Below are 24,332 nucleotides of genomic sequence, written 5' to 3' on the forward strand. Positions count from 1 at the left end.
ACGATACGCGCCCAGTCGTACGGTTGGGCCATGCGTGTGTTGATTGTCGAGGACGAGCCCTATCTGGCGGAGGCCATCCGCGACGGCCTGCGCCTGGAGGCCATCGCGGCGGACGTCGCGGGCGACGGTGGTACGGCCCTGGAGCTGCTGCATGTCAACAGCTACGACATCGCCGTACTGGACCGCGATGTTCCGGGGCCGTCCGGTGACGAGATCGCCCAGCGCATCGTCGCGTCCGGCAGCGGCATGCCGATCCTGATGCTCACCGCGGCCGACCGGCTCGACGACAAGGCCTCCGGCTTCGAGCTGGGCGCCGACGACTACCTGACGAAGCCCTTCGAGATGCGGGAGCTGGCGCTGCGGCTGAGGGCGCTCAACCGCAGGCGGGCGTACAGCAGGCCCCCGGTGTGGGAGATCGCGGGGCTGCGCCTGGACCCGTTCCGCAGGGAGGTCTACCGGGACGGCCGCTTCGTCGCGCTGACCCGCAAGCAGTTCGCCGTGCTCGAAGTCCTCGTCGCCGCCGAGGGCGGTGTCGTCAGCGCCGAGGAACTGCTGGAGCGGGCCTGGGACGAGAACGCGGACCCGTTCACCAACGCCGTGCGCATCACCGTCTCGGCGCTGCGCAAACGCCTGGGCGAGCCCTGGCTCATCGCCACCGTGCCGGGCGTCGGCTACCGCATCGACGCGCGCGCCGGGGCCTTGGACGGCGGCGGGGGTGGTCGTGGATAGGCGCCCCGACCTGAACGCCCCGCCTCACTCACCGTCAGCTACGCCGGGTTCCTCAGAGTCCCCGGTCTCCTGCCGCTCACGGCGGTGGGGGTGTTCCTCCTGCGCGTAGCGGGGACACCTCATGGCTACAGGCGCCACCTCGATGAACCTCACCCGTGCCGCACGCACGTCGGGGTGCCGCCGACCCATCGAGGACGGGAACACGGGGAAGGGCTTCCAGGACCTCACCGGCTCTCGCAGGAGCGAGGCCGCGGGTCACGCGTTCTGGACCTGCTGAGCGCGGGCGGTGACCGCCGAGGCCAACTGCTCGAACTCCCTGGACCAGCCCGAGTCGTCGGGCACCGGCTCGTAGTCGACCTTGACGAGGACGGTGCCGACACGGACCAGGGCGACGGCTGTCGTCTCGTCGAGGTCGATGTTGTAGTGGGTGATCGCGGAGCGCTGGTCACCGAGGCCCGGGAAGGAGATCTCCCTCGCCTTGTTGTTGTTCGCGACGCCCGACCGGGTTTCCTCGAAACCCTTCGCGGTCAGCGTCGCGCTGGGGCAGGACCACACCATGAATTCGGCCCAGACCGTCCTGGTGCCGCCGTCATTCCAGTTGCTCGTGCGAAAACGCGCCTGGGCGCGTGAGCACCCGTTCTCCTCTTCTTTGCCAGCCGCCAGGGACCCGGATCTCTCCCAGCCGGAGGGCATGCTGCTCAGGTGGGGGACGACCCGCTTGACCTCGGTGACGTTCAGGGCTCGCACGGCACGGCGTGCGCCGTCGTCCTGCGACGGCTCAGGGGAGTCGTCGACCACGATCAGCCGTGTGCCCCCGTACACGGCCAGCACCACCAGGGCCAGCAGCAGAGCGGCCACCAAGGCGATGACGGCCCGCCCGCCCCGGGTGTTGTTGATGGTCAGCGGGCCGAGGGCGATGGAGCTGCGGGACACCTGGCTGCCGGTGATCAGCAGGCTGCCCGTGGCGTTGGTTCCTGGTGCGGTCAGCTCCAGTCGCAGCCGCTGCCGCAGTTCGGGGTCCGCCTCGATCTCCTCCTGGACCACGGAGCGGGCCGCGTCCTGTGCGGCCGGGTCCTCCGGGGCCCGGTTCAGCGTGTCCAGGGCCGCGCGCCCTCGCTCCGTCGAGGCGAGACGGGCGTGCAACGCCTCGGCCACCGCGGCTCCGGCGCCCTGACCAGCGGCGGTCGCCGCGCCGGTCGCCGTCGCGGTCATGACCGCGACCGCCATGGCCGCGAGTTCAGAAGTCTCCATGCGCTCCCCCGGTTTCCCCGCACCCTGTCCTCAAGGCTCCGCGCCCGGATATCACTATCGCCATGCACGCGACATTCGGCGAGGCATTCGGACACCGCGTCCGCGCTGACGCGTTCTGGGAGTGCCGCCTGGCGACCACCGCCGACAGACCGCCGCCGCGCGGGCCCCGGCCAGGGCGCCTGACGGGCGCTCACCCGCCGAGCGCGCCCCCGGGCGACCCGTCGTCCGCCGCCTCCGCCTCGACGACGCTGAGGACGGTGGGCGTGGGGACGACACGGGTCAGGCTCAGGCCCGCCTCGGCCAGCAGGGCGTGGAAGTCGTCGTGCGTGCGTTCGCGGCCGACCAGCGAGGCCATCATCAGCAGGTCCAGGTCTTTGGCCTGATGGGGGCGGTTGTCCGGCGCGATGACCGCGTCGACCACGAGCACCCGGCCGCCCGGCGCGAGGGCGCGGCGGCAGGCGCGCAGCAGGCGCACGCACTGCTCGTCGTCCCAGTCGTGCAGGATGCGCTTGAGGACGAGTACGTCGCCCTTGGGTACGTCGCTGAAGAAGTCGCCCTCGGCCGTGGACCACCGCCCGGCGAGCGCCGCGTCCTCGCCCAGCCGGTGTCCGGCCACGACGTGGGCCCGGTCGTACAGCACGCCGGTCAGGCCCGGCCGGGCGCGCAGGACGGCGGCGAGGAGTCCGCCCTGGCCGCCGCCGACGTCCACGACGGTGCCGGTCTCCGGGAAGTCGTAGGCGTCGGCGATCGGTCCGTTCTCCACGCTCGACATGGCGGCCATGCCGTCGTGGAAGACCGCGGCGGTCTCCGCGTCCTGGGCGAAGTGGTCGAAGAACGGCTGGGCGAAGATGTCCTCGAAGACGGATCCGCCGGTGCGCAGGCAGTGGTCCATGCGCCCCGCCGGGAGCCAGAAGGTGCGGTCGGTGAGCATGAGCACCCCGCCCCGTACGGAGCCGGGGACGTCGGACCGCAGTGCCTCGCCCGCCGCCTCCAGGCGGAAGCGCCCCTGCTCGTCCTCGCTGAACAGGCCGCGCGTGGCGAGCAGCCGCAGCACCCGCGTCAGGGCCGCCGCGTCGGTCTCGGTGGCGGCGGCCAGCTCGGCCGGTGTCCGGGGCCCTTCGGCCAGGTGGTCCGCCACCCCGACCAGGGCGGCGGCCCTGAGCGCGGCCGGGAACACGAAGCCGAGCGCCGCCTCGATGAGTGCGGCACCTCCCGCGTCCGGGCCGCGCCCGCCGTCCACCCTGCGCTCACCAGCACTCTTGTCGCCCAATGTCCCCGGCTCCTTCCGCGTGCGCGCTCGGTCGAGCACACCCGTGCCCCGGGGTCCGCTCCCCCAACCCCGTCGCCCCTGAGCCGCCTTGGGCTCAGGCCGGTTCCGGCCACGGGTCGGCTACGGCGCGGGCACCGAGCGCGCCGGGGCGGTCGGGCCGGGGCTGCCGGAGCCGCGTCCGATCGGCGCCCGCAGGAGCAGCAGGGCGCAGACGGTGGCGCCGCCGTAGAGCACCCACAGCGCGCCGCGGTCACCCCAGGCGGTGCCCAGCGCCCCGCCGAGGAGGCTGCCGACCGGGATCGTGCCGTAGACGAGGAAGCGCATGCTGGTGCTGACCCGTCCGAGCATGTCCGCCGGACAGTGCGTCTGGCGGAAGCTCACCGCGAGCACGTTCCCGGCCGCGATGGAGGCGGTGAGGCAGAAGTCCCCGATCACGAAGGCCAGCAGACCGGCTCCGCCACTGGTGAGCGGCACCAGCAGGCCGAACGGCGTGCCGAGCACCGCGCACCACAGGAACGCCCGGGGTGTGCTCCCCAGCTGCCGGGACAGCCGGGGAGCGAGGGCCGCACCAGCCACGCCGCCGAGGCACACCAGGCCGAAAAGCAGCCCGATGGCGCCCGCCGTGAGCCCGACGGTCCGGCTCAGGAAGACCACCACGAGGGCCTGGGTGCCGGAGAGGAAGAGGTTCATCCCGGCGTCGCACCACGCGACGGCCCGCAGGAACGGATTGCCGCGCAGGAAGGCGATCCCCTCGCGGATCTCCCGGCCCAGCGAGCGCCGCCCGGTACCGGCGGGCGGCCCCTCCCGGGCCCTGATGCGCCTCAGCAGGGCCGCCGAGACCAGGAAGCTCAGGCCGTCGGAGAGGAAGCCGAGGGTGGCGCCTCCGGCCTGGACGAGGAGGCCCGCCGCGCCCGGTGCCGCCAGGTCGGCGGTGGACTCGCTCAGTTGGAGCTTGGCGTTGCCGTCCATGAGCGCCTTGGCGGGCAGCAGCGTGGGGACGTACGCGGTGTAGGCGGTGGTGAAGAAGACGTTGGCGACTCCGGTGAGCAGTGCCGTGAGCAGGAGCTGCTGGATCGTCAGGAACTCCCACCACGCGGCGGCGGTGGTGAGCAGCAGCAGGACCGCCGAGAACGCGTTGCACCAGAAGAGCACCGGCCGCCTCGGCAGCCGGTCGACCCAGGCCCCGGCGGGCAGGCCGACCGCCAGCCAGGGCACCCAGGCCGCCGCGTGCAGCAGGCCCATGGTGAAGGACGAGGCGTTCAGGGCGGTCACCGCGACCAGCGGGACGGCCACCCGGGAGGCCGCGCTGCCCGCCATGCTGACGGTCTGGCCGAGCCACAGCAGACGGAAGTCCCGGTAGCGCAGGGCTGAGGTGGGCACCGGGGCGCCTACGGGGCGAGCACATAGCCGTCGGCCGGGCGGAAGCCGCGCGACCTGCGCAGGTCCGCAAGGACGAAGCTGCGCTGGAGCCAGCGGTCGGCGCCGTCGTAGCGGGGGCGGAACGCGGTCCGCCCGTGCAGCGTGACGTGGTTGTCGACGATGGCCAGGTCGCCGGAGGTCAGCAGCACGGTGCGTGCCACCTCGTCGAGGGCGCCGGACAGTTCGGTGAGCGCCGTGCGGGCGGCCGGGGTGAGCCCTTCGGTGGCCGCGAAGTCGACCCGGACGTCGGGGTCCGACAGGTCGCCGTCCAGGACCGGGTGGTCCGGGGCGGGGCCGCCGGTCGAGCCGAAGGAGGGCGGCGGCTGGGTGCTGAACTCGGGCCGGGCCAGGGCCTCCCGGGTCCGCTCGGACAGCAGCGGCAGGGCCTCGCGGACGGACGCGGTGCGCAGTCCCGCGACTCGCTCGTGGTCGGGGCGCAGGCACAGCAGCATCACGTGGTCGGGGCGGTGCGCGTGGAAGGCGTTCTCGTTGTGCATCAGCAGGTCCACCGACCCGGCGTTGCCCTGGAAGTCCTCCTGTCCGGGCACCGGCACGACGTCCTGCACCAGCGCCCCGGACTTCTCGGCGCGGAAGGCGGCCGGGTCGCCGAGGCCGCAGGCCGTCATCACCAGCAGCGCCGCCGACCGGCTGGTGGCCCGCTGCACCGACCCGCGGACCGTGGGCGTGTCGGGCAACTCGCCCTCGCCGACGGGCAGTCCGCGCACCACGAGGGCTCCGGCCGGACCCGAGTCGCGGCGGAAGGCGCGGATCCGGCACCGGAAGGCGCGGGGCAGGTCCTCCCAGGCGGTCCTGGCGGCCGCCACCCACCGCTCGTCGTCGACCCGGTCCGAGACGGCCGCCAGGCGCTGGGCGACCCGGCTGATCTCGGCCGCGTCCGCCGGGGACAGGGTGAAGACGGCGCCCTGGGCCCCGCTGGCCCCCTCGGCCGCGCTGGCCCGCGCGGCCGGTTCCGCCGGTACGGCTTCCCGTGACGTGACCTGAACGGCATGTGACATGACTACTCCAAGTGATCAAGAAGGGCTGAAGAAGGCTGAGGAAGAGGGTGCTGAAGAAGGCTGGGGAAGAGGGTGAGGGCGGCGTACGGAGGAGGTCAGGGGCGCTTCGCGCGCAGCTCGCGCGCGAGGACCGCGCCGATCCGCGCGGACGGCCCAGCCCGCAGCATGTCGCCGTGCACACAGGCGACGGCGTGGTGTTCCAGGCGGCCGGTGACGTACGGCCGCCAGGGCTCGGCGCTGCCCGGCTCCGGGTCGAGCGCGGCGCTGAAGAACACCACGTCACCGTCGTAGGTGGCCGGGACGTGCTCCCTGCCGAGGGCAGCGTGGCCGACGAAGGCGCGGCCGAGCGTCCGGATCAGGTCGTCGTCGAGTCCGGCCAGCGGGCCGTCACCGGTGCGGGCCAGGCGGACGAAGTCGGGGATCTCCAGGGGCCGTCCGGCGCGGTCCGGGAGCTCGTGGCCGAGGGAGAGCAGGAGTTCGGCGAGGCCGTCGGCGCCGTCGGGGTCCGCGGGGGCGGTGTCGTCGGGCGGATAGCCGTCCAGCATCGCGAGCAGGGCCACCTCCTCGCCCAGGCCGCGCAGGTGGACCGCCATGGCGTGGGCGACGACGGCGCCGAAGGACCAGCCGAGCAGGTGGTAGGGCCCGGTGGGCTGGACGGCGCGGATCTGCTCGACGTAGTCCGCGGCCATGTCGTCGACGCTCTTGGGCAGTTCGTCGTTCCGCAGGGCGCGCGACTGGAGGGCGTACAGCGGCTGCTCGGCGTCCAGGTGGTCGAGGAGCGCCGTGTACACCCAGCCGATTCCGGCGCCGGGGTGCACGGCGAACAGGGGCGCGGAGCGGCCCGCCGCCCGCAGCGGGAGCAGGCCGGTGGGCGCCGCGGGCCCGGCGCCCGGCTGGAGTCCGGCGGCCAGGGCGGCGACGGTCGGGGCGTCGAACACGTCCTGGATCCGCAGGTCGACGCCCAGCGAGGTCCGGGCGCGGGAGACGAGGCGCGCGGCGAGCAGCGAGTGCCCGCCCAGGGCGAAGAAGCTGTCCTCGGCGCCCACCCGGGGCAGGCCCAGGGTCTCGGCGAACAGCTCGCACAGCGCCTTCTCCTGGGCGGTGCGCGGGCCGCGCCCCTCGCCGGGGGCGGGGAGGTCGGGCGCGGGCAGCGCCCGCCGGTCCAGCTTGCCGTTCTTCGTCAGCGGCAGCCGGTCGAGGACGACGTACGCCGACGGGACCATGTACTCCGGCAGCACGCCGCCGAGCCGGTCCCGCACCGCGGCGACGTCGGGCCGCTCGCCGTCCCGGCCCACCAGGTACGCCGCGAGGCGGCTTCCGTCGCGTACGGTCACGGCCGCGCCCGTGATGCCCGGCTGGGCGGCGATCAGCGCCTCGATCTCGCCCAGCTCGACGCGGAAGCCCCGCACCTTCACCTGGTCGTCGACCCGGCCGGTGAACTCCAGCTGCCCGTCCGGGCGCCGCCGCACCAGGTCGCCGGTGCGGTACATCCGCGTGCCCGGGGCGCCGAACGGGTTGGCGACGAAGCGGCCCGCCGTCAGGCCGGGCTTGCCGAGGTAGCCGCGGGCCAGCAGGCCGCCGCCGATGTACAGCTCGCCGACCACGCCGGTCGGCGCCGGGGCCAGCGCCGCGTCCAGGACGTACCACTGGGTGTTCCAGACGGGGCGGCCGATGGTGACGCCGCCGGACGGGAGCGGTGCGCCGGGTTCGATGCGGAACTCGCCGCAGCCCACCGTGGTCTCCGTCGGCCCGTACTCGTTGACGACCCTCACGTCCGGGTGCCGGGCCCGCCACTCGTCGAGGACGGAGCCGAGCAGCAGCTCGCCGCCCAGCACCAGCTGCCCGCTCGGCGCGTACTCCTCGGGGAGCACGCCGAACAGCGCCAGGTGCGAGGGCGTGGCCTTGACGAAGGTCGGCTTGGCCACGGGGGCCGGGCCGTCCTCCCGGTCGTCCAGCGCCACGAGCCGCACCGAGCCGCCCGACGTCAGCGGGCCCCACAGGCCCGTCACCGTCAGGTCGAAGGCGACCGGTGAGTGCACCAGGGCGCGCCCGCCCATGGCGGGGTACGCCTGCCGGGCCCAGGCCAGGTACAGGGCGAGGGAGCGGTGTTCGATCACCACGCCCTTGGGCTCGCCGGTCGAGCCGGAGGTGTAGATGACGTACGCGGGTGTCGCCGGGGTCAGCGGGGAGGTGCGCTCCTCCTGGGTGAGGTTGCCGCCGCCGTGGCGGGCCACGGCCGTGCGGGCTTCGGGGGCGTCGAGCACCAGCAGGGGTCGGCCCGGCAGCCGGTCCGCCAGGGCGCTGGTGGTCACCGTCAGGACGGGGGCGGCCGCGCCGAGGACCGTGGCGAGCCGGTCGGCGGGCTGCGCCGGGTCCAAGGGGAGGTATCCGGCACCGGACTTGAGGACGGCGAGCAGGGTCACGACCAGGTCGGGGGTGCGGGGCAGGGCGACGGCCACCAGGTGCTCCGGGCCCGCGCCCCGCTCGATGAGGTGCCGGGCGAGCCGGTTGGCCCGCTCGTTCAGGTCGCGGTAGGTCAGGTCGTGCGGGGGCTGGTCGGCCGGTTCTCCGTGGGGCGGTGCGGCGTCGCCCGCCAGGACGGCCACGGCCTCCGGTGCCCGGTCGGCGTACGACTCGAACAGCTCGGGCACGCACGGGGCGGGCACGTCGACGGCCGTGTCGTTCCAGCCCTCGACGAGTTGGTGGCGCTCCCGCTCCGACAGCAGGTCCACGGCGCCGACGCGGCGCTCGGGGTCGGCCGCCAGCTGCTCCAGGACGCGGCGGAGCCGGTCGCCGAGCAGGTCCACGGTCGCGGGGTCGAAGAGGTCGGTGGCGTACTCCAGGCCGCCGGTGAGCCCGGCCGGGGCTCCCGTGGTGTCGCGGCGGTCGGTCAGGTCGAGCCTGAGGTCGAACTTCGACACGTCGAACGGGACGGGCTCCTCGGCGGCCGTCACCTCCGGCAGCTCCAGGAGGCCGTCGCCGCTCTCGTCGAGCTGGATCATCACCTGGAAGAGGGGGTGGCGGCCGAGGGAGCGCTCGGGGTTGACCGCCTCGACGACCCGCTCGAAGGGCACGTCCTGGTGGTCGTACGCCTCCAGGTCGGACTCCCGTACGCGGGTGAGGAGTTCGGCGAACGTCGGGTCGCCGGACAGGTCGGTGCGCAGGACCAGCGTGTTGACGAACAGGCCGACGGTGTCCCCCAGCGCCTCGTCCGGGCGGCCCGCGACCGGAGTGCCGAGCACGATGTCCGTGCCCGCGCCCAGCCGGGACAGCAGGGCGGCCAGGGCCGTCTGGAGGACCATGAACAGGGTGCAGCCGTGGTCCCGCGCCACCTGGGCCAGGCGGGCGTGCAGCGGCCTGTCCAGGTCGAGCGGCAGGAAGCCTCCGGCGTTGCTCGCGACGGGCGGCCGGGGGCGGTCGTAGGGCAGCTCCAGTTCGGCAGGCGCGTCGGCGAGCCGTTCGCGCCAGAAGGCCAGTTGCCGGGCGGCGCGGCTGCCCGGGTCTTCGGCGTCGCCCAGGAGATCGTCCTGCCACAGGGCGTAGTCGGCGTACTGGACCGGCAGCGGCGGGAAGTCGGGGGCCGCCCCCGCGAGGCGCGCGGCGTAGGCCGTGGACAGGTCGCGCAGCAGCACGCCCCAGGACCAGCCGTCGGTGGCGATGTGGTGGACCACCAGGGACAGGACGTGCTCGTCCGCCGCCAGCCGCAGGGCCGTGGCGCGCACCGGCAGGTCGCGGCCCAGGTCGAACTCCCCCACCGCGAGGGCCGCGAGGGCCGCCGCCGTGGCGTTAGGGGCGCGGCCGGTGAGGTCCTGGACGTCGAGCGCCGGGGCGGCGGTGGGCAGCACCCGCTGGTACGGCTCGCCGTCGGCCTCGGGGTAGACGGTGCGCAGCGCCTCGTGGCGGGCGACGACGTCCGCCAGCGCCGCCCGCAGCGCGGACAGGTCCAGCGGGCCGCGCAGCCGGACGGCGAACGGGCAGTTGTAGTCGGTGCCCTGGCCGAGGCGGCTGAGGAACCAGATGCGCCGCTGGGCCGAGGACAGCGGCAGCACGGCGGGGCGTTCCCGGGCGGTCGGCGCGGGCCCGGTGCGGGCCGGGCGGTGGCCGCGGGCCAGGGCGGCGACGGTGGGGTGCTGGAACAGGTCCCTGATCCCCAGCTCGACGCCGAGGGCCGCGCGGACCCTGGAGATCAGCCGGGACGCCAGCAGGGAGTGCCCGCCCAGGGCGAAGAAGCTGTCGTCGACACCGACCGCGGGCAGCCCCAGGACCTCGGCGAACAGGCCCGCGATCAGTTCCTCCCGGGGGCCGCGCGGCGCGCGGGAGGTGGTCGCCGGGCCGTAGTCGGGCGCCGGGAGCGCGGACTGGTCGAGCTTGCCGTTGCGGTTCATCGGGAGCGCCTTCAGGGATACGAAGGCCGAGGGGACCATGTGGTCGGGCAGCCGCTCGGCGAGGTGGTCGCGCAGCGCGGCGGCCTCCGCCGTGCGGTGCGCGGCGGGGACGACGTACGCCACCAGGCGCTTGCCGCCGGGGCCGTCCTCGCGGGCGACCACCGCGGCCTGGGCCACCTGCGGGGAGGTGCGCAGCGCGGCCTCCACCTCTCCGGGTTCGACGCGGAAGCCGCGGATCTTGACCTGGTCGTCGGCGCGGCCGAGGTACTCCAGGCGGCCGTGGCGGTCCCGGCGGACCAGGTCGCCGGTGCGGTACATCCGGGCGCCCGGCTCGTAGGGGCAGGCGACGAAGCGGGCGGCGGTGAGGGCGGGGCGGTCGAGGTAGCCGCGGGCCAGGCCCGGTCCCGTGAGGTACAGCTCGCCCGCGACGCCCGGGCCGACGGGGCGCAGTCCGGCGTCGAGGACGTAGGCGCGGGTGTTGGCGACCGGGCGGCCCACCAGCGGCTCCTCGCTGTCGGCGGCGTCCCACCGCAGGGCGTCGACGCTGCACTCGGTGGGGCCGTACAGGTTGCGGCACAGCAGGCCCTCGGTGGCGCGGACCCGTGTCCACAGCGCCCGGCCCGCCGCCTCGCCGCCGAGCAGGAGCACGCTCGGGCGGTGACCTGGCCCGTCTAGGCGGTGACCTGACCCGTCCAGGGGGTCGCGAGCGTGTCCGTCGAGCAGTCCCTCCTCGACGAGTTGTTCGGCGTACGTCGGGGTCACGTCGAGCACGTCGATGCCGGTCGTGGAGATGTGCCGGACCAGGGCGGTGGCGTCGCGGCGGGTGTCGTCGTCGACGAGGTGCAGCTCATGGCCCGCGACCATCCACAGCAGCCCCTCCCAGGAGGTGTCGAAGGAGAGCGCGGCGGTCAGCGCCACCCGCATCCGCCGCCCGCCGTTCAGCTCCTCGGCGCGGGAGATGACCCCGGCGCGGTGGAGGGCGTAGAGGTTGCGCAGCCCGGCGTGGTCGATCACCACGCCCTTGGGTTCGCCGGTGGATCCGGAGGTGTGGATGACGTACGCGGCGTGGCGCGGGTGGATGGCGCGGCCGAGGCCACCGGTCTCAGCGCTGGCGTCTGAGTCGGTGTCGACGAGGATCCGGGGCGGGGCCGTCGCCGGGAGCATCGGGGCGGTGGCGCTGTCGGTGACGACGGTCGTCGCCGTGGCCAGCAGCTTCGCGATGCGCTCGGCCGGGTAGTCGGTGTCGACGGGCACGAACGCGGCCCCGGCCTTGAGCACCGCGAGGAGCGCGGTCACCGAGGCCGCCGAACGGGGCAGCGCGAGGGCGACCAGGTCGTCGGCGCCGACGCCGAGCGCGGCCAGCCGGTGGGCGAGGGCGTTGGCCCGCGCGTCGAGGGCGGCGTAGCTGAGGGCGGTGTCCTGGAAGACCAGGGCGGTGGCGTCCGGGGTGCGGGCGGCCTGCGCCTCGAACAGCTCCGGGAGGGTCTGCTCCGGGACCGGGGCGGCGGTGTCGTTCCAGGCGGTGAGGACCTGGTGGCGCTGTTCGGCGGAGAGGGCGTCGGCGTGGCTGACGGGCCGTGCGGGGTCGGCGGCGAGCCGGTTCAGTACGCGGGTGAGCGCGGCGGCGATACCGGTGGCGGTCTCCCGGTCGAAGAGGTCGGTGGCGTACTCCAGCGCTCCGGTGATCCCCGCTGGGGCGCCGTCCGCGTCGCGCCGCTCGTGGAAGTCCACGGTCAGGTCGAACTTGGCGATGTCCCAGGTGACCTGCTGTTCGGCGCAGTGCACGCCGGGCAGGTCGAACGCGGGGCCCGCGCCGCTCTCCAGGGTCATCATGACCTGGAAGAGGGGGTGGCGGGCGAGGGAGCGCTCGGGGTTCAGGGCCTCCACGACCCGCTCGAAGGGCACGTCCTGGTGGTCGTACGCCTCCAGGTCGGACTCCCGTACGCGGTCGAGGAGTTCGGCGAACGTCGGGTCGCCCGACAGGTCGGTGCGCAGGACCAGGGTGTTGACGAAGAAGCCGACCAGGCCGTTCAGCGCCTCGTCGTCGCGCCCCGCGACGACGGTGCCGAGGGGGATGTCCGTGCCCGCGCCCAGCTTGGACAGCAGGGCCGCGAGACCGGCCTGGAGCGCCATGAACAGGGTGCAGCCGTGCGCCTGGGCCACCTCGGCGAGGCGGGCGTGCAGCGCGGCGTCGAGGTCCACCGGCACCGAGCCGCCCACGAGGCTCGCCACCGCGGGCCGGGGCCGGTCGTGCGGCAGCGTCAGCTCCGCCGGGAGTCCGGCCAGCGCCTCACGCCAGTAGGCCAGTTGCCGGGAGAGCGCGCTGTCCGGGGCGTCCTCGTCGCCGAGGGACTCGCGCTGCCACGCGGCGTAGTCGGCGTACTGCACCGGCAGCGGGGCGAACCGGGGGGCGCGGCCGGTGCGGCGCGCCTCGTAGGCCCGTGCGAGGTCGCGGAGGAGGGGGCCCCAGGACCAGCCGTCGGTGGCGATGTGGTGGATCACCAGGGACAGCACGAACTCGTCGCTGCCCAGAGCGAACAGGCGGGCCCGCACGGGCAGTTCGGCGGTCAGGTCGAAGACGTGGGCCGCCTCGTCGGCGAGGGCGGCGGGCAGGGCCTCCTCGGTGGTCGTGACGATGCGGAGGTCCGGGGTCTGGTCCAGGACGCGCTGTACGGGCTCGCCGTCGACCTCGGGGTAGACGGTCCGCAGCACGTCGTGCCGGGCCGCGACGTCGTCGAGGGCCGCCGCGAGCGCCACCCAGTCGAGCCTGCCGGTGAGGCGGGTGGTCAGGGGGCAGTTGTAGGCCGGGCCGGTCTCGGGCATCCGGCTGAGGAACCACAGCCGTCGCTGGGCGAAGGAAACGGGGTGCACGGGATCTCCTGGGAAGGGCGCGGGAGGCATGGGGCGGCTCATCCGTCGCGGCGGCGCAGGGCGGGGCGCGCCGCGGGGGCGGTGGCCAGGCGGGCGGTGGTGGTGGCCGGGGTGGGGTGCCGGAACACGTCGCGGATCTTCAGCTCCCGGCCGAACTCCGCGCGGATGCGGCTGATCAGCCGGGTGATCAGCAGTGAGTGGCCGCCGAGGGCGAAGAAGTTGTCGTCGGCGCCGACCTCGTCGCGGCCGAGCACCTCGGCGTACAGCGCGCACACGCGCCGCTCGTCGTCGTCGGCCGGGCCGGGCCGCGCGGCGGGGGCGGCCGTGGTGGTGGGCCGGGCGTCCGCGGGGCGGCGGGAGAGCCCTTCGAGGGCGCTCAGCCGCAGGTCGGGGTGGTGCGCGAACTGCTCAAGCGCGGTGGTCAGGTCGCGGGCGAGGCGTTCGACGGTGGCCGCGTCGAACAGCTCGGTGGCGTAGGTGAGTTCACCGCGCAGGCCGAGCGGTGTGCCGCCGTCGGCGCGGTGTTCGACGACGTCGACGCCGAGGTCGAACTTCGACACCGGTGACGCGACGGGGAAGCCCTCGGCGGTGACGCCGGGCAGCCGGGGCAGGGCCGGGGCCTCGCTCTGCACCTGGAGCAGTACCTGGAAGAGGGGGTGGCGGGCGAGGGAGCGCTCGGGGTTCAGGGCCTCCACGACCCGTTCGAAGGGCACGTCCTGGTGGGCGAGGGCCGCGAGGTCCGCCTCCCGGACGCGGTGCAGCAGCTCGGAGAAGGCCGGGTCGCCCGAGACGTCGGTGCGCAGCACCAGGGTGTTGACGAAGAAGCCGACGACGTCGTCCAGGGCCTCGTCGGCGCGGCCCGCGACCACGGTGCCGACGGGGATGTCCGTGCCCGCGCCGAGCCGGGACAGCAGTGCGGCGAGGGCGGCCTGGACAACCATGAACAGCGTGCAGCCGTGGGCGCGGGCCACGGCCGCGAGGCGCGCGTGCAGGTCGGCGTCCAGGTCGAGGGGGGCCGATCCGCCCGCGTGGGTCGCGATCTGCGGGCGCGGCCGGTCGTAGGGCAGCGCCAGCTCCGCCGGGGCGCCGGTGAGTTCCTTGCGCCAGAAGTCGAGCTGGCGGGCGGTCAGGCTCGTCGGGTCGCTCTCCGCGCCCAGCGTCGCCCGCTGCCACAGCGCGTAGTCGGCGTACCGCACGGGCAGCGGAGCGAGCCGCGGCGCCCGGCCCGCGCGCCGGGCCTCGTAGGCCGCGGCGAGGTCGGCGAGGAGGGGGCCCCAGGACCAGCCGTCGGTGGCGATGTGGTGCAGGACGAGGAGGAGTACGGCGTCGTCGGCGCCGAGCGTGAACAGGTGGGCGCGCAGCGGGGGTTCGTCGGCGAGGTCGAACTCGTGGGCGGCCGCCCTGCGTACGGCGTCGGTCAGCTCGGCCTCGGTGATCCGCCCGGTCTCCAGCGGGACGGCCGCGTCGGCGCCGGTGAGCAGGTGGAGGCGGGGCTCGCCGTCGACCTCCGGGAAGACGGTGCGCAGCACCTCGTGCCGGGCGGTCAGGTCGCCGAGGGCGGCGGTCAGGGCGGCCGTGTCCAGGGGGCCGCGCAGCCGGTAGGCGAAGGGGACGTTGTAGCTGGCGGACCGCTCCTCCGCCTGGTGGACGAACCACAGCCGCTGCTGGGCGAAGGACAGCGGCGGCCGCTCGGGCAGTTCGTGGCGGCGCAGCGGCGGGCGGGCGCCCTCGGCGCGGGCGGCGAGGGCAGCGAGGTCGGCGAGCGCGGCGACGGTCTGGGCCTGGAAGACGTCGCGCAGCGACAGTTCGACGCCGAGCGCGGTGCGTACGCGGCTGACCAGGCGGGTGGCGAGCAGCGAGTGTCCGCCCAGGTCGAAGAACCCGGCGTCGGCGGGGACGGTGTCGAGGCCGAGGAGTTCCCCGAAGAGGCCCGCCAGGATCTCCTCCTGGGGTGTGCGGGGGGCGCGTCCGGTGTCGGCGGTGAGCGTGGGCTGCGGCAGCGCCTTGTAGTCGACCTTGCCGTTGGGGGTGAGCGGCAGCCGGTCCAGGACGACGAGGTGGGCGGGCACCATGAAGTCGGGCAGCAGCTCCGCGAGGCGGGCGCGCAGTTCGGCCTCGGTGGCCTCGCCGACGACGTGGCCCACCAGGCGGCGCTCGCCGTCGTCGGTGGTGGGCGCGGTGACCACGGCCTGGCGGACGCCGGGGCAGGCGGCGAGCGCCGTCTCCACCTCGCCGGGCTCGACGCGGAAGCCGCGGATCTTGACCTGTTCGTCGGCCCGGCCCAGGAATTCGAGCAGGCCGTCGGCCCGCCAGCGGGCCAGGTCGCCGGTCCGGTACATCCGTGTCCCCGGGCCGCCGTGGGGGTCGGCGACGAACCGCTCGGCGGTGAGCGCCGACCGCCCCTGGTAGCCGCGGGCGACTCCGGCACCGGCGAGGTACAGCTCGCCGGGCGTGCCGGGCGGCACCAGGCGCAGCCGCTCGTCCAGGACGTAGGCGCGGGTGCCGTCGAGCGGGCGGCCGATGGGGACGGGGCCGCGGTCGTCGGCGGTGACGAGGTGGGAGGTGGCGCACAGGGTGGCCTCGGTCGGCCCGTACAGGTGGCGTACGGCGATGCCGGGGCAGGCGGCGCGCACGTTCCGCACGGCGGTCTCCCCCACCACGTCGCCGCCGGTCAGCACCTCGCGGACGGGGGCGAGGACCCCGGGGTTCTCCTCGGCCACGACGCGGAACAGTCCGGCGGTGAGGTGGACGGCGGTGATCCGCTCCTCGCGCAGCAGCGCGCCCAGGGCGGTGACGGTGAGGTCGCGTTCGGGGGCGACGACCACCTCCCAGCCGGAGAGGAGGGCGACCCACACTTCGTAGTCGGCGCTGTCGAAGGCGTGCGGGGCGTGGAACAGGACGCGGTGGCCGTCGGCGGTGTGCCAGCCCCGGTCGGCGGCCAGGTCGAGCAGGTTGCGGTGGGTGACGGCGACGCCCTTGGGCTCGCCGGTGGAGCCGGAGGTGTGCATGAGGTAGGCGAGCTGGTCGGCGTGGACCGAGGGGGCGGCGACAGCGGGGGCGCCCTCCTCGACGGCGCTGACGAGGACGGCGTGGACGCCGTCCGGCGCGCTGGGGTGGAACTCCTCGTCCACCAGCAGGACCGGGCAGCCGGTGGTGTCCAGGATCCGCTGGCGGCGCGCGGCGGGGTAGCCGGTGTGCAGCGGCACGTACGCGCCGCCCGCCTTCAGGACGGCCAGCATCGCCACCACGACGTCCGGGGAGCGGCGCATCAGGATGCCGACCGGGGTCTCGGCGCCGACGCCGAGCGCGGTGAGGCGGCGGGCGACCGCGTCGGCCCTGGCGTCGAGTTCGCGGTAGGTCAGCCGGGTGGCGCCGGACTTCAGGGCGAGGGCGTGCGGGGTGCGGGCGGCCTGCGCCGCGAACGCGCCGTGCACGGTGTCGGGGGCGTCGGGCCGGTGGGGTGCGGTCGGCAGCCACTCCCCCAGCAGGCGGGCCCGCTCCGTCGGCAGCACGGCGTCGAGGCGGGAGATCCGGTCGCGGGGTGCGCGGGCCGCGGACGTGAGGACCGCGCGCAGCCGCTCGCCGAGGGCTTCGACGGTCCGCGCGTCGAACAGTTCGGTGCGGTACTTGACGACGGTGTGCAGGCCGCCGGTCTCGGCGGGGCGCTCGGTGAGCTGGAAGGCGAGGTCGAACTCGCTCTGGGTGACGTCGACCTCGGTGGTCCGCGACTCCAGGCCGGGCAGTTCGAGGGCGGCGGCGGTGTCCGCTCGCCGCAGGGTCAGCGCGACCTGGAAGAGGGGGTGGCGGGCGAGGGAGCGCCGCGGGTTGACCGCCTCCACGACCTGCTCGAAGGGCACGTCCTGGTGGGCGAAGGCGGCGAGGTCGGCCTCGCGGACGCGGGCGAGGAGTTCGGCGAACGTCGGGTCGCCGGACACGTCGGTGCGCAGCACCAGGGTGTTGACGAAGAAGCCGACCACGCCGTCGAGGGCCTCGTCGCCGCGCCCGGCCACCACGGTGCCAACGGGGATGTCCGTGCCCGCGCCCAGCTTGGACAGCGTCACGGCGAGGGCGGCCTGCACCACCATGAACACGGTGCAGCCGTGCGCACGGGCCACCTCGGCCAGCTCGCGGGTGAGGGCGGGGTCCAGGTCGAAGGCGTGGGCCGCGCCGTCCGGGCTCGCCACGGCGGGCCGGGGGCGGTCGGTGGGCAGGGCCAGCTCCTCGGGGAGCCCGGCGAGTGCCGTGCGCCAGTAGGCCAGTTGGTCCTCGCCCTCGTCGCGCAGCAGCTGCCGCTGCCAGAGGGTGTAGTCGACGTAGCTCACCGGCAGCGGCGCCCAGGTGGGCTCCTCGCCGTGTCGGCGTGCCGCATAGGCGCGGGCGAGGTCGCCCAGGAGGGGGCCCCAGGACTCGCCGTCGGTGGCGATGTGGTGCAGGGCGAGGACCAGGGTGTGGCGTTCGGGTCCCGCGGTGAGCAGCGCGGCCCGCAGCGGCGGCTCGGTGGCGAGGTCGAAGGGGCGGGCGGCGATCTCGTCGATGTCGGCCCGGTTCTCGGCCAGCACCTCAAGGTCGGGTGCCACGGCGTCGAGGACCCGCTGGCGCGGCTCGCCGTCGGCTTCCGGGTAGACCGTGCGCAGGGTCTCGTGCCGGGCGGTCAGGTCGACGAGGGCGGCGCGCAGCGCGGCGGTGTCGAGCGGTCCGGTGAGGCGGGCGGCGACGACGCTGTGGTAGGCGGGGTTGGGGCCCTCAAGGCGGTGCAGGAACCACAGGCGCCGCTGGGCGGCGGAGAGCGGCGGGGCCGCGGGGCGCTCGGCGGGGCGCAGCGCGGGGCGGGCGCGGCGGGCCCCGTCGAGGCGGGCGGCGAGGCTGGCGGCGGTGGGGTGCTCGAACAGGTCGCGCACGCCCAGTTCCACGCCGAGCGCGCCGCGCAGCCGCGCGATCAGGCGCATGGCGAGCAGGGAGTGGCCGCCCAGGTCGAAGAAGTCGTCGTCGACGCCGACGTCGGGCAGGCCGAGGACGGCGGCGACCAGGTCCGTCAGGATCTCCTCGTGGGCCGTGCGCCGCGCGCGGCCGCCCGCGTGGTGGGCGGGGGCGGGCAGGGCGCGCCGGTCCAGCTTGCCGTTGGGAGTGACGGGAAGCGCGTCGAGGAGGACGACGGCCGGGACCATGTGCGCGGGCAGGCGCTCGGCGAGGGTGGCGCGCAGGGCCGCCGGGGTGGGCTCGGCGCCGGGGGCGGGCACGGCGTAGGCGACCAGGCGCGGGTCGCCGGGCCGGTCCTCGCGGACCACGGCGGCTGCCTGGGCGACGCCGGGGCAGGCGGCCACGGCCGTCTGCACGTCGCCGAGTTCCACGCGGAAGCCGCGGATCTTGACCTGGTCGTCGGTGCGGCCGAGGTACTCGAGGACGCCGTCGGCGCTCCAGCGGACCAGGTCGCCCGTGCGGTACATCCGCTCCCCCGGGGCGAAGGGGCAGGCCACGAAGCGTTCGGCGGTCAGGGCGGCCCGGCCGAGGTAGCCGCGGGCGAGCTGGACCCCGGCGAGGTACAGCTCACCGGCCGTGCCGGGCGCGACGGGCTCAAGGCGGCTGTCGAGGACGTAGGCGCGGGTGTTGGCGGCGGGGCGGCCGATGGGGACGGTGGCGGCGCCGGGGCTGCAGGCCCACAGGGTGACGTCGACGGCGGCCTCGGTGGGGCCGTACAGATTGTGCAGCTCGGCCGTGGGGAGGGTGGCGAAGAACGCGTCCTGAGTGTGCGGGGCGAGCGCCTCGCCGCTGCTGATGACCCGGCGCAGCGAGCGGGCCCGTGCGGCGCGCGGCTCGCGCAGGAACACGTCCAGCATCGACGGCACGAAGTGGGCGGTGGTGACCGACTCGCGCTCGATCAGCTCGGCGAGGTACGCCGGGTCCTGGTGCCCTTCCGGCCGGGCGACCACCAGGGTCGCGCCGTGCAGCAGGGGCCAGAAGAACTCCCACACCGACACGTCGAACCCGCAGGGGGTCTTCTGCAGCACCCGGTCGTCGGCGGTCAGGGGGTAGGCGCGCTGCATCCAGGCGAGCCGGTTGACGATGGCGCGGTGCGAGATCAGCGCGCCCTTGGGGCGGCCGGTGGAGCCGGACGTGAAGATCGCGTACGCGGGGTGGTCGGGGTGGAGGGCGGGCCGGGGCGCGGCGGGTGCCACGTCGGGGAGCGGGGCGTCGAGGCGCAGCGTCGGGATTCCGGGCGCCTGCCAGCCGGTGCTGAGCAGCAGCACGGGGTCGGCGTCGGCGAGGATGCCGTGGTTGCGGGCGTCGGGCTGCGCCGGGTCCAGGGGCAGATAGGCGGCGCCCGCCTTGAGGACCGCGTACAGGGCGACGACCAGGTCGGGCGAGCGGGGCAGCGCGACGGCGACCAGGTGCTCGGGGCCGATGCCGCGGGCGGTCAGGACGGACGCCAAGTGGTCGGCCCGCTCGTCGAGTTCACGGTAGGTCAGGGTCTGGCCCTCGTAGACGACGGCGGTGGCGTGCGGGGTGCGGGCGGCCTGCGCCGCGAAGAGTTCGGGCAGGGTGGTGGCGGGCAGGTCGGCGGCGGTGTCGTTCCACTCCGTCAGGACGCGGTGGCGGTCGCCGTCGGTGAGGGCGTCCAGGGCGGCGAGCGGGGTGGCGGGGTCGGCGGTCCAGCGCTCCAGGAGGCGCACGAGGCGGGCGCCGAGGTCGGTGGCGCGGTCGCGGTCGAGGAGTGCCGGGTGGTGGCCGAGCCGCAGGCCGAGCGTGGCGCCGGGCTCCACGACCAGGGTGACGGGGAAGTGGGTGGTGTCCCGGAACGAGATGCGGGTGTCGAGGTCGAGGCCGGGCACGTCGAGCCGGTAGTCGCCGAGGGGGAAGTTCTCGAAGACCAGGTTGGTGTCGAAGAGCGCGGCCGGGGAGCCCGCCAGGCGCTGGATCTCGGTGAGTCCGATGTGGTCGTGGTCGAGCAGTTCGGTGCGCTGGCACTGGATGCGGTCGCACAGGTCGGCGAGCGGGGCGGTGGCCTCGACGCGGGCCCGGACGGGCACGGTGTTGATGAGCATGCCGATCATCTCGTCGGCGCCGGGCAGGTCGGCGGGGCGGCCGCTGACGGTGCAGCCGAAGACGACGTCGTCCTGGCCGGTGGTGCGGGCCAGCAGGACCGCCCAGGCGCCCTGGATGAGGGAGGTGAGCAGCAGGCCGTGTTCCCGGGCCCGCGCGGTCAGGGCCGCCGTCCGCTCCTCGGTCAGCCGGAAGGTGACGTCCTCGGGGGTGGCGCCGGGTGGCACCGTCCCGCCCGGGACGAGCCGGGTGGGCGCGTCGAGCCCGGCGAGGGCCGTGCGCCAGGCCGCTTCGGCGGCGGTGCGGTCGCGGCCCGCGCAGTGGGTCAGATAGGCGCGGAAGGGCCGGACCGGGGCAGCTCCCCGGTCCCGTACAGCGTGAACAGCTCCTGGAAGAGCAGGGCGAACGACCAGCCGTCGAGCAGGATGTGATGGGCCGTCACCAGCAGGCGGTGGTGTGCGGGGCCGAGCCGCAGCAGGGTGAAGCGCAGCAGCGGGGGCCGTCGGCTGTCGACGCCGAGCGCCCAGTCCCGCTCGGTGAGTTCCTCGGCGCGGGCCCGCGCCTCGTCCTGCGCGAGGTGGCCGAGGTCGGTCTCCTGCCAGGCCAGCGGCATGTCGCGGCGCACCACCTGGACCGGGTCGCCGTTCTTGCGGTGGGTGAGGGAGACCCGCAGGTTGGCGTGGCGCCTGAGCAGGCCGTCCGCCGCCTCCCGCAGCCGGGCCGCGTCGAGCGCGCCGCGGAGGTCGACCGAGAACTGGGCGATGTAGAGGTGGGCGGAGCCCTGGTCGTACCCCGAGTGGAAGAGCATGCCCTCCTGGAGGGGGGACAGGGGCAGGACGTCCTCGACCGCCGACTGGCTGGTGTTCATGGGGTGATCACTTCCTGATGGGTCGTCAGAGGCCTGAGAGGGCTCAGAGGGCTTCGAGGGAGGCCACGAGGTCGTCCAGCTCGTCCTGGTCGATCGCGGCGTGCGTGAGGTCGGCGGCGACGGCGCCGCCCGCGTCCGGCCGGTCCGCGTGGGCGACGAGCGCGGCCAGCATCCGGAACCAGTCCTCGGCGAGCGCGCGCACCTCCGCCTCGTCGAGCACTCCCGGCGCCCAGGCCCAGTCGGCGTGCAGGACCGGTCCGTCCGCCGTCTCCAGGACGAGGGCGTTGACCTCCACGGCGTGCGCCATGGGCATGCCGGGGCCGGGGGCGTCCAGGCGGGCGCCGTGCTCGGGCAGCAGCTGCCAGTCGGCGTCGCTCGCCCCCGGGAAGCGGCCGAGGTAGTTGAAGCCGAGCCGCGGCCGGTCGGCGGCGGCCAGCGGCGCGCCCGCCGGGTGCAGATGGCGCAGCAGCCCGTAGCCGAGGCCCTTGCCGGGCATGCGGCGCAGCTGGTCCTTGACCCGGCGCAGCGCGAGGGCGACGGGGGCGTCGGCACCGGCTTCGGGGGCCGCGAGGCCGGTCAGCTCGAAGCGGGTGGGGAAGAGGGTGGTGAACCAGCCGACGGTGCGGGAGAGGTCGGCCTCGGCGGAGATCTCCTCGCGGCCGTGGCCCTCCAGGTTCACCAGGATGTCGCCCGGCTCGTCCAGCCAGCGGGCGAGGGCCAGCGCGAGGCCGGTCAGCAGGACCTCGTTGGCGTCGGCGCCCAGCCGCTCGGCCGTGCCGGTCAGCAGCGGCCGGGTGGTCGCGGCGGGCAGGGTCAGCGTGAGGTGTCCGGCGTTGTCCTCGTGGTCGCGTGCGGGGTCGAGGTCCCGGCGGCCGATGACCGCCGCGCCCGGGCGCACCACGTCGCTCCAGTACGGGAGTTCGCCAAGGCGCTGCTCGGCCTCCGCGGCCAGCAGCCTCGACCAGCGACGGAAGGACGTGGGTACGGGGTCCAGGCGCGGCGCCCGCCCCTGCGCGACGGCCTCCCAGGCGCGGGCCAGGTCGTCCGTGACGATCCGCCAGGAGATGCCGTCGACCACCATGTGGTTGACGACCAAGGCGAGGCGTCCGGGCGCGGTGGGCCCGGCGTCGCACCAGACCGCCCGCACCACCCGGCCGTCGGCCAGGCTCAGCCGGTCGCGGGCGGCGCGCACCTCCCGCTCGACGTCCCCGGCCGTGTCCGCGACCGCCCGGGTCAGGCAGTCCTCGGCCCGTACCGCGCCCACGGGCAGCACTTGCGGCTCGCCGTCGGTCAGGCGCAGCCGCAGCATGTCGTGGCGGTCCAGGAGCGCCTGGAGCACGGCGCGGGCGTCCTGCAGCGTGAGTCCGGCCGGGGCGCGCACCACCATGAACTGGTGGTAGGGGTCGGCCGGGCCGCCGCGCTCACGCAGCCAGTGCATGATCGGCGTGGGTACGACGGCGCCCACGCCGTCCTCCGCGCGGGGGCGGGCGGACCCGGCCACGGCCCGCGCGGTCGCGGCGAGGCGCGCCACGTCGGGCTGGGCGAGCACGTCACGAACGGTGACGGCCCAGCCCGCGCGGCGCAGGGCGCCGACCACCTGGACGGCGATGATGCTGTCGCCGCCCAGCTTGACGAAGCTGTCCTCGGGTCCTACGCCGGGCTTCCCGAACAGGTCGGCCAGCACGTCGCACAGGATCTGTTCCTGCGGTGTCACTCGAAAGTTCCCCTCTGTGGGCCGTGGTGATGTCGGCCGTGGTGGTGCGGCCCTCTGGTAGGGGCCGCGGGTGATGTGGCCTGTTGGTGCGGCCGTCGCGATGTGGCCTTCTGGTGCGGGCCGTTGTGGATGCGGCCGCTTGGTGCGGGCCGTGGTGACGTGGCCCTGCCGCTGCGGGCGGAGGTGACACGGCCCTGCTGGTGAGGGCCCGGCGGCGTCGGGGCTCAGACCGTCCGCGCGGTGCCGAGCAGCGTGCGCAGCCGGGCCCGGTCGACCTTTCCGTTGGCGGTCACGGGCAGGTCCTCCAGCGCCTGGAAGTGCCGGGGCACCATGTACGCGGGCAGGTGGGCCGCGCAGGCGGCGGCGAGCGTCTCGGCGTCCGCGTCGGCGGCCCCGGTCCGCGTGTAGGCGGCGGCCAGCCGAGTGGAACCCGCGACCGTGACCGCCACCACCACGGCCCGGCGCACGCCCGGCAGGGCGTCCAGGACCGCCTCGACCTCGCCGGGCTCCACCCGGTAGCCGCTCACCTTCACCTGGTCGTCGGCCCGGGCCACGAAGTGCAGGTCGGTGCCGTCGAACCGGACGAGGTCGCCGGTGGCGTAACACCGGCGCGTGGTGCCGTCCTGGTGCGGCAGCGTGCGGAACTTGGCGTCGGTCAGCTCCTGGTCGCCCAGGTATCCGAGGCCCACCGAGTCCCCGCGACGATGAGTTCGCCCTCCTCGCCGGGCTCGAACGGCCGCAGGACGCCGTCGGCGTGGCGCAGCAGCTCCGCTCCGGCGACGGCCCGGCCGATCGGCGGGTGGTCGGGCCAGTCGGCCGCCTTCTGCGGCGGCATGCGGTACTCGGTGACGACGTGGGTCTCGCTGGGCCCGTACTCGTTGACCAGGGTGACGCCGCCCGCCGCGCAGAACTCGCGCACCTCGGCGTTGACGACGAGCCGCTCACCGGCCACCGCGATCTCGCGCAGGTCCGGCATCGGGTCCTCCTCGAAGGACGCAGCCGTCGCCAGCGCGTGCAGCCCCACCATCGGCAGGAAGAGCCGGGCCACCCGGTGGGCGCGGACCACCTCGATCAGGGTGAAGGGGTCCTGGCGCTGCGCGTCGTCGACCACCACCAGGCGGGCTCCGGACAGCCAGGTCGCGACCATCTCCTCGTAGCCCACGTCGAAGCCGATGGACGCCGCCTGGAGCGTGTGCGGCGGGCGGTCGTGGGACCAGCGGGCGCGGTGCCACTCCCCGAGCGCGGCGAGGATCCCCGGCGGCACGGCCACCGACTTGGGCTCGCCCGTCGAACCGGAGGTGGGGATGACATAGCCGACCGGCCCGTCCAGCGGTTCGTCGAGCGGGGTGCCGCGGACCTCGTCGACCGTGCACTCGGCGGGGCCGAGGCCGGTGGGCGCGGCGCCGTCGGCGCGCACCAGCAGTTCGCTGAACCGGGCGATCCTCGCGGCGCGGGGAGCGGGCAGGGCGGGGTCGATACTCACCACGCCCGCCCCGGCCCGCCAGACGCCGAGCACCGCGCCGCAGCGCGCCCACGACCGGTGGGCGTGGACGGCGACCACATGGCCCGGCCCGATGCCGCGGGCGGCGAGACCGCCCGCGATCTCGGCCGAGAGCCGGTCCAGTTCGGCGTACGTGTGGGAGGTGCCGTCGTCGACGACGGCGACCGCGGTGCGGTGGCGCCGCGCGGCGGCGACCAGGGCGTGGCCGAGCGACCGGGGCGAGCCGCTCGCGTCGGTGGTCATGGGGGTCCCTTCTTGGGGGTCTTGGAG

Annotated in this window: 11 protein-coding genes; 1 reads left to right on the plus strand and 10 read right to left on the minus strand. The window is 75.3% G+C overall.

What is annotated here, in order from left to right; all coding sequences use genetic code 11:
• Positions 1-30: 30 nt before the first annotated feature.
• Complete coding sequence (locus tag ACOBQU_RS00975) at positions 31-729, plus strand: response regulator transcription factor (protein ID WP_423623705.1); 699 nt, start codon at positions 31-33, stop codon at positions 727-729.
• 255 nt (positions 730-984) lie between these two features.
• Here the strand turns inward: ACOBQU_RS00975 and ACOBQU_RS00980 are convergent, their stop codons facing one another.
• From ACOBQU_RS00980 to ACOBQU_RS01025, 10 genes are all read right to left on the minus strand, one after another.
• Positions 985-1,980, minus strand: a complete 996-nt coding sequence (locus tag ACOBQU_RS00980) for a hypothetical protein (protein ID WP_423623707.1) — start codon at positions 1,978-1,980, stop codon at positions 985-987.
• Positions 1,981-2,170: 190 nt separating this feature from the next.
• Entirely contained in the window at positions 2,171-3,250 is a 1,080-nt protein-coding gene (locus ACOBQU_RS00985; RefSeq protein ID WP_423623709.1) for a methyltransferase, read from the minus strand.
• Positions 3,251-3,370: 120 nt separating this feature from the next.
• Entirely contained in the window at positions 3,371-4,630 is a 1,260-nt protein-coding gene (locus ACOBQU_RS00990; protein WP_423623711.1) for an MFS transporter, read from the minus strand.
• A gap of 8 nt (positions 4,631-4,638) precedes the next feature.
• Positions 4,639-5,685, minus strand: coding sequence for a TauD/TfdA family dioxygenase (locus tag ACOBQU_RS00995; RefSeq protein WP_423623713.1), 1,047 nt, complete (start codon positions 5,683-5,685; stop codon positions 4,639-4,641).
• 95 nt (positions 5,686-5,780) lie between these two features.
• Entirely contained in the window at positions 5,781-12,941 is a 7,161-nt protein-coding gene (locus ACOBQU_RS01000) for an amino acid adenylation domain-containing protein (protein WP_423623715.1), read from the minus strand.
• A gap of 38 nt (positions 12,942-12,979) precedes the next feature.
• On the minus strand, positions 12,980-20,392 hold the full coding sequence (locus ACOBQU_RS01005; protein WP_423634184.1) for an amino acid adenylation domain-containing protein: 7,413 nt from the start codon (positions 20,390-20,392) through the stop codon (positions 12,980-12,982).
• Positions 20,305-20,847, minus strand: a complete 543-nt coding sequence (locus tag ACOBQU_RS01010; protein ID WP_423623717.1) for a condensation domain-containing protein — start codon at positions 20,845-20,847, stop codon at positions 20,305-20,307. Before ACOBQU_RS01010 ends, ACOBQU_RS01005 begins: the two co-directional genes overlap by 88 nt.
• Positions 20,848-20,890: 43 nt before the next feature.
• A complete protein-coding gene (locus ACOBQU_RS01015; protein WP_423623718.1) occupies positions 20,891-22,561 on the minus strand; it encodes a condensation domain-containing protein in 1,671 nt (556 codons plus the stop codon).
• Positions 22,562-22,785: 224 nt separating this feature from the next.
• Positions 22,786-23,250 (minus strand): AMP-binding enzyme, encoded by a 465-nt coding sequence (locus tag ACOBQU_RS01020; RefSeq protein ID WP_423623719.1) that lies wholly within the window; start codon positions 23,248-23,250, stop codon positions 22,786-22,788.
• Positions 23,217-24,305 carry an AMP-binding protein gene (locus ACOBQU_RS01025; protein WP_423623721.1) on the minus strand — a complete coding sequence of 363 codons (1,089 nt, stop codon included), beginning with the start codon at positions 24,303-24,305 and terminating at the stop codon, positions 23,217-23,219. Before ACOBQU_RS01025 ends, ACOBQU_RS01020 begins: the two co-directional genes overlap by 34 nt.
• Positions 24,306-24,332: the final 27 nt, after the last annotated feature.

Origin of the sequence: Streptomyces sp. G45, assembly GCF_049542095.1 — a bacterium.
In the GTDB taxonomy this organism is placed as follows: Bacteria; Actinomycetota; Actinomycetes; order Streptomycetales; family Streptomycetaceae; genus Streptomyces.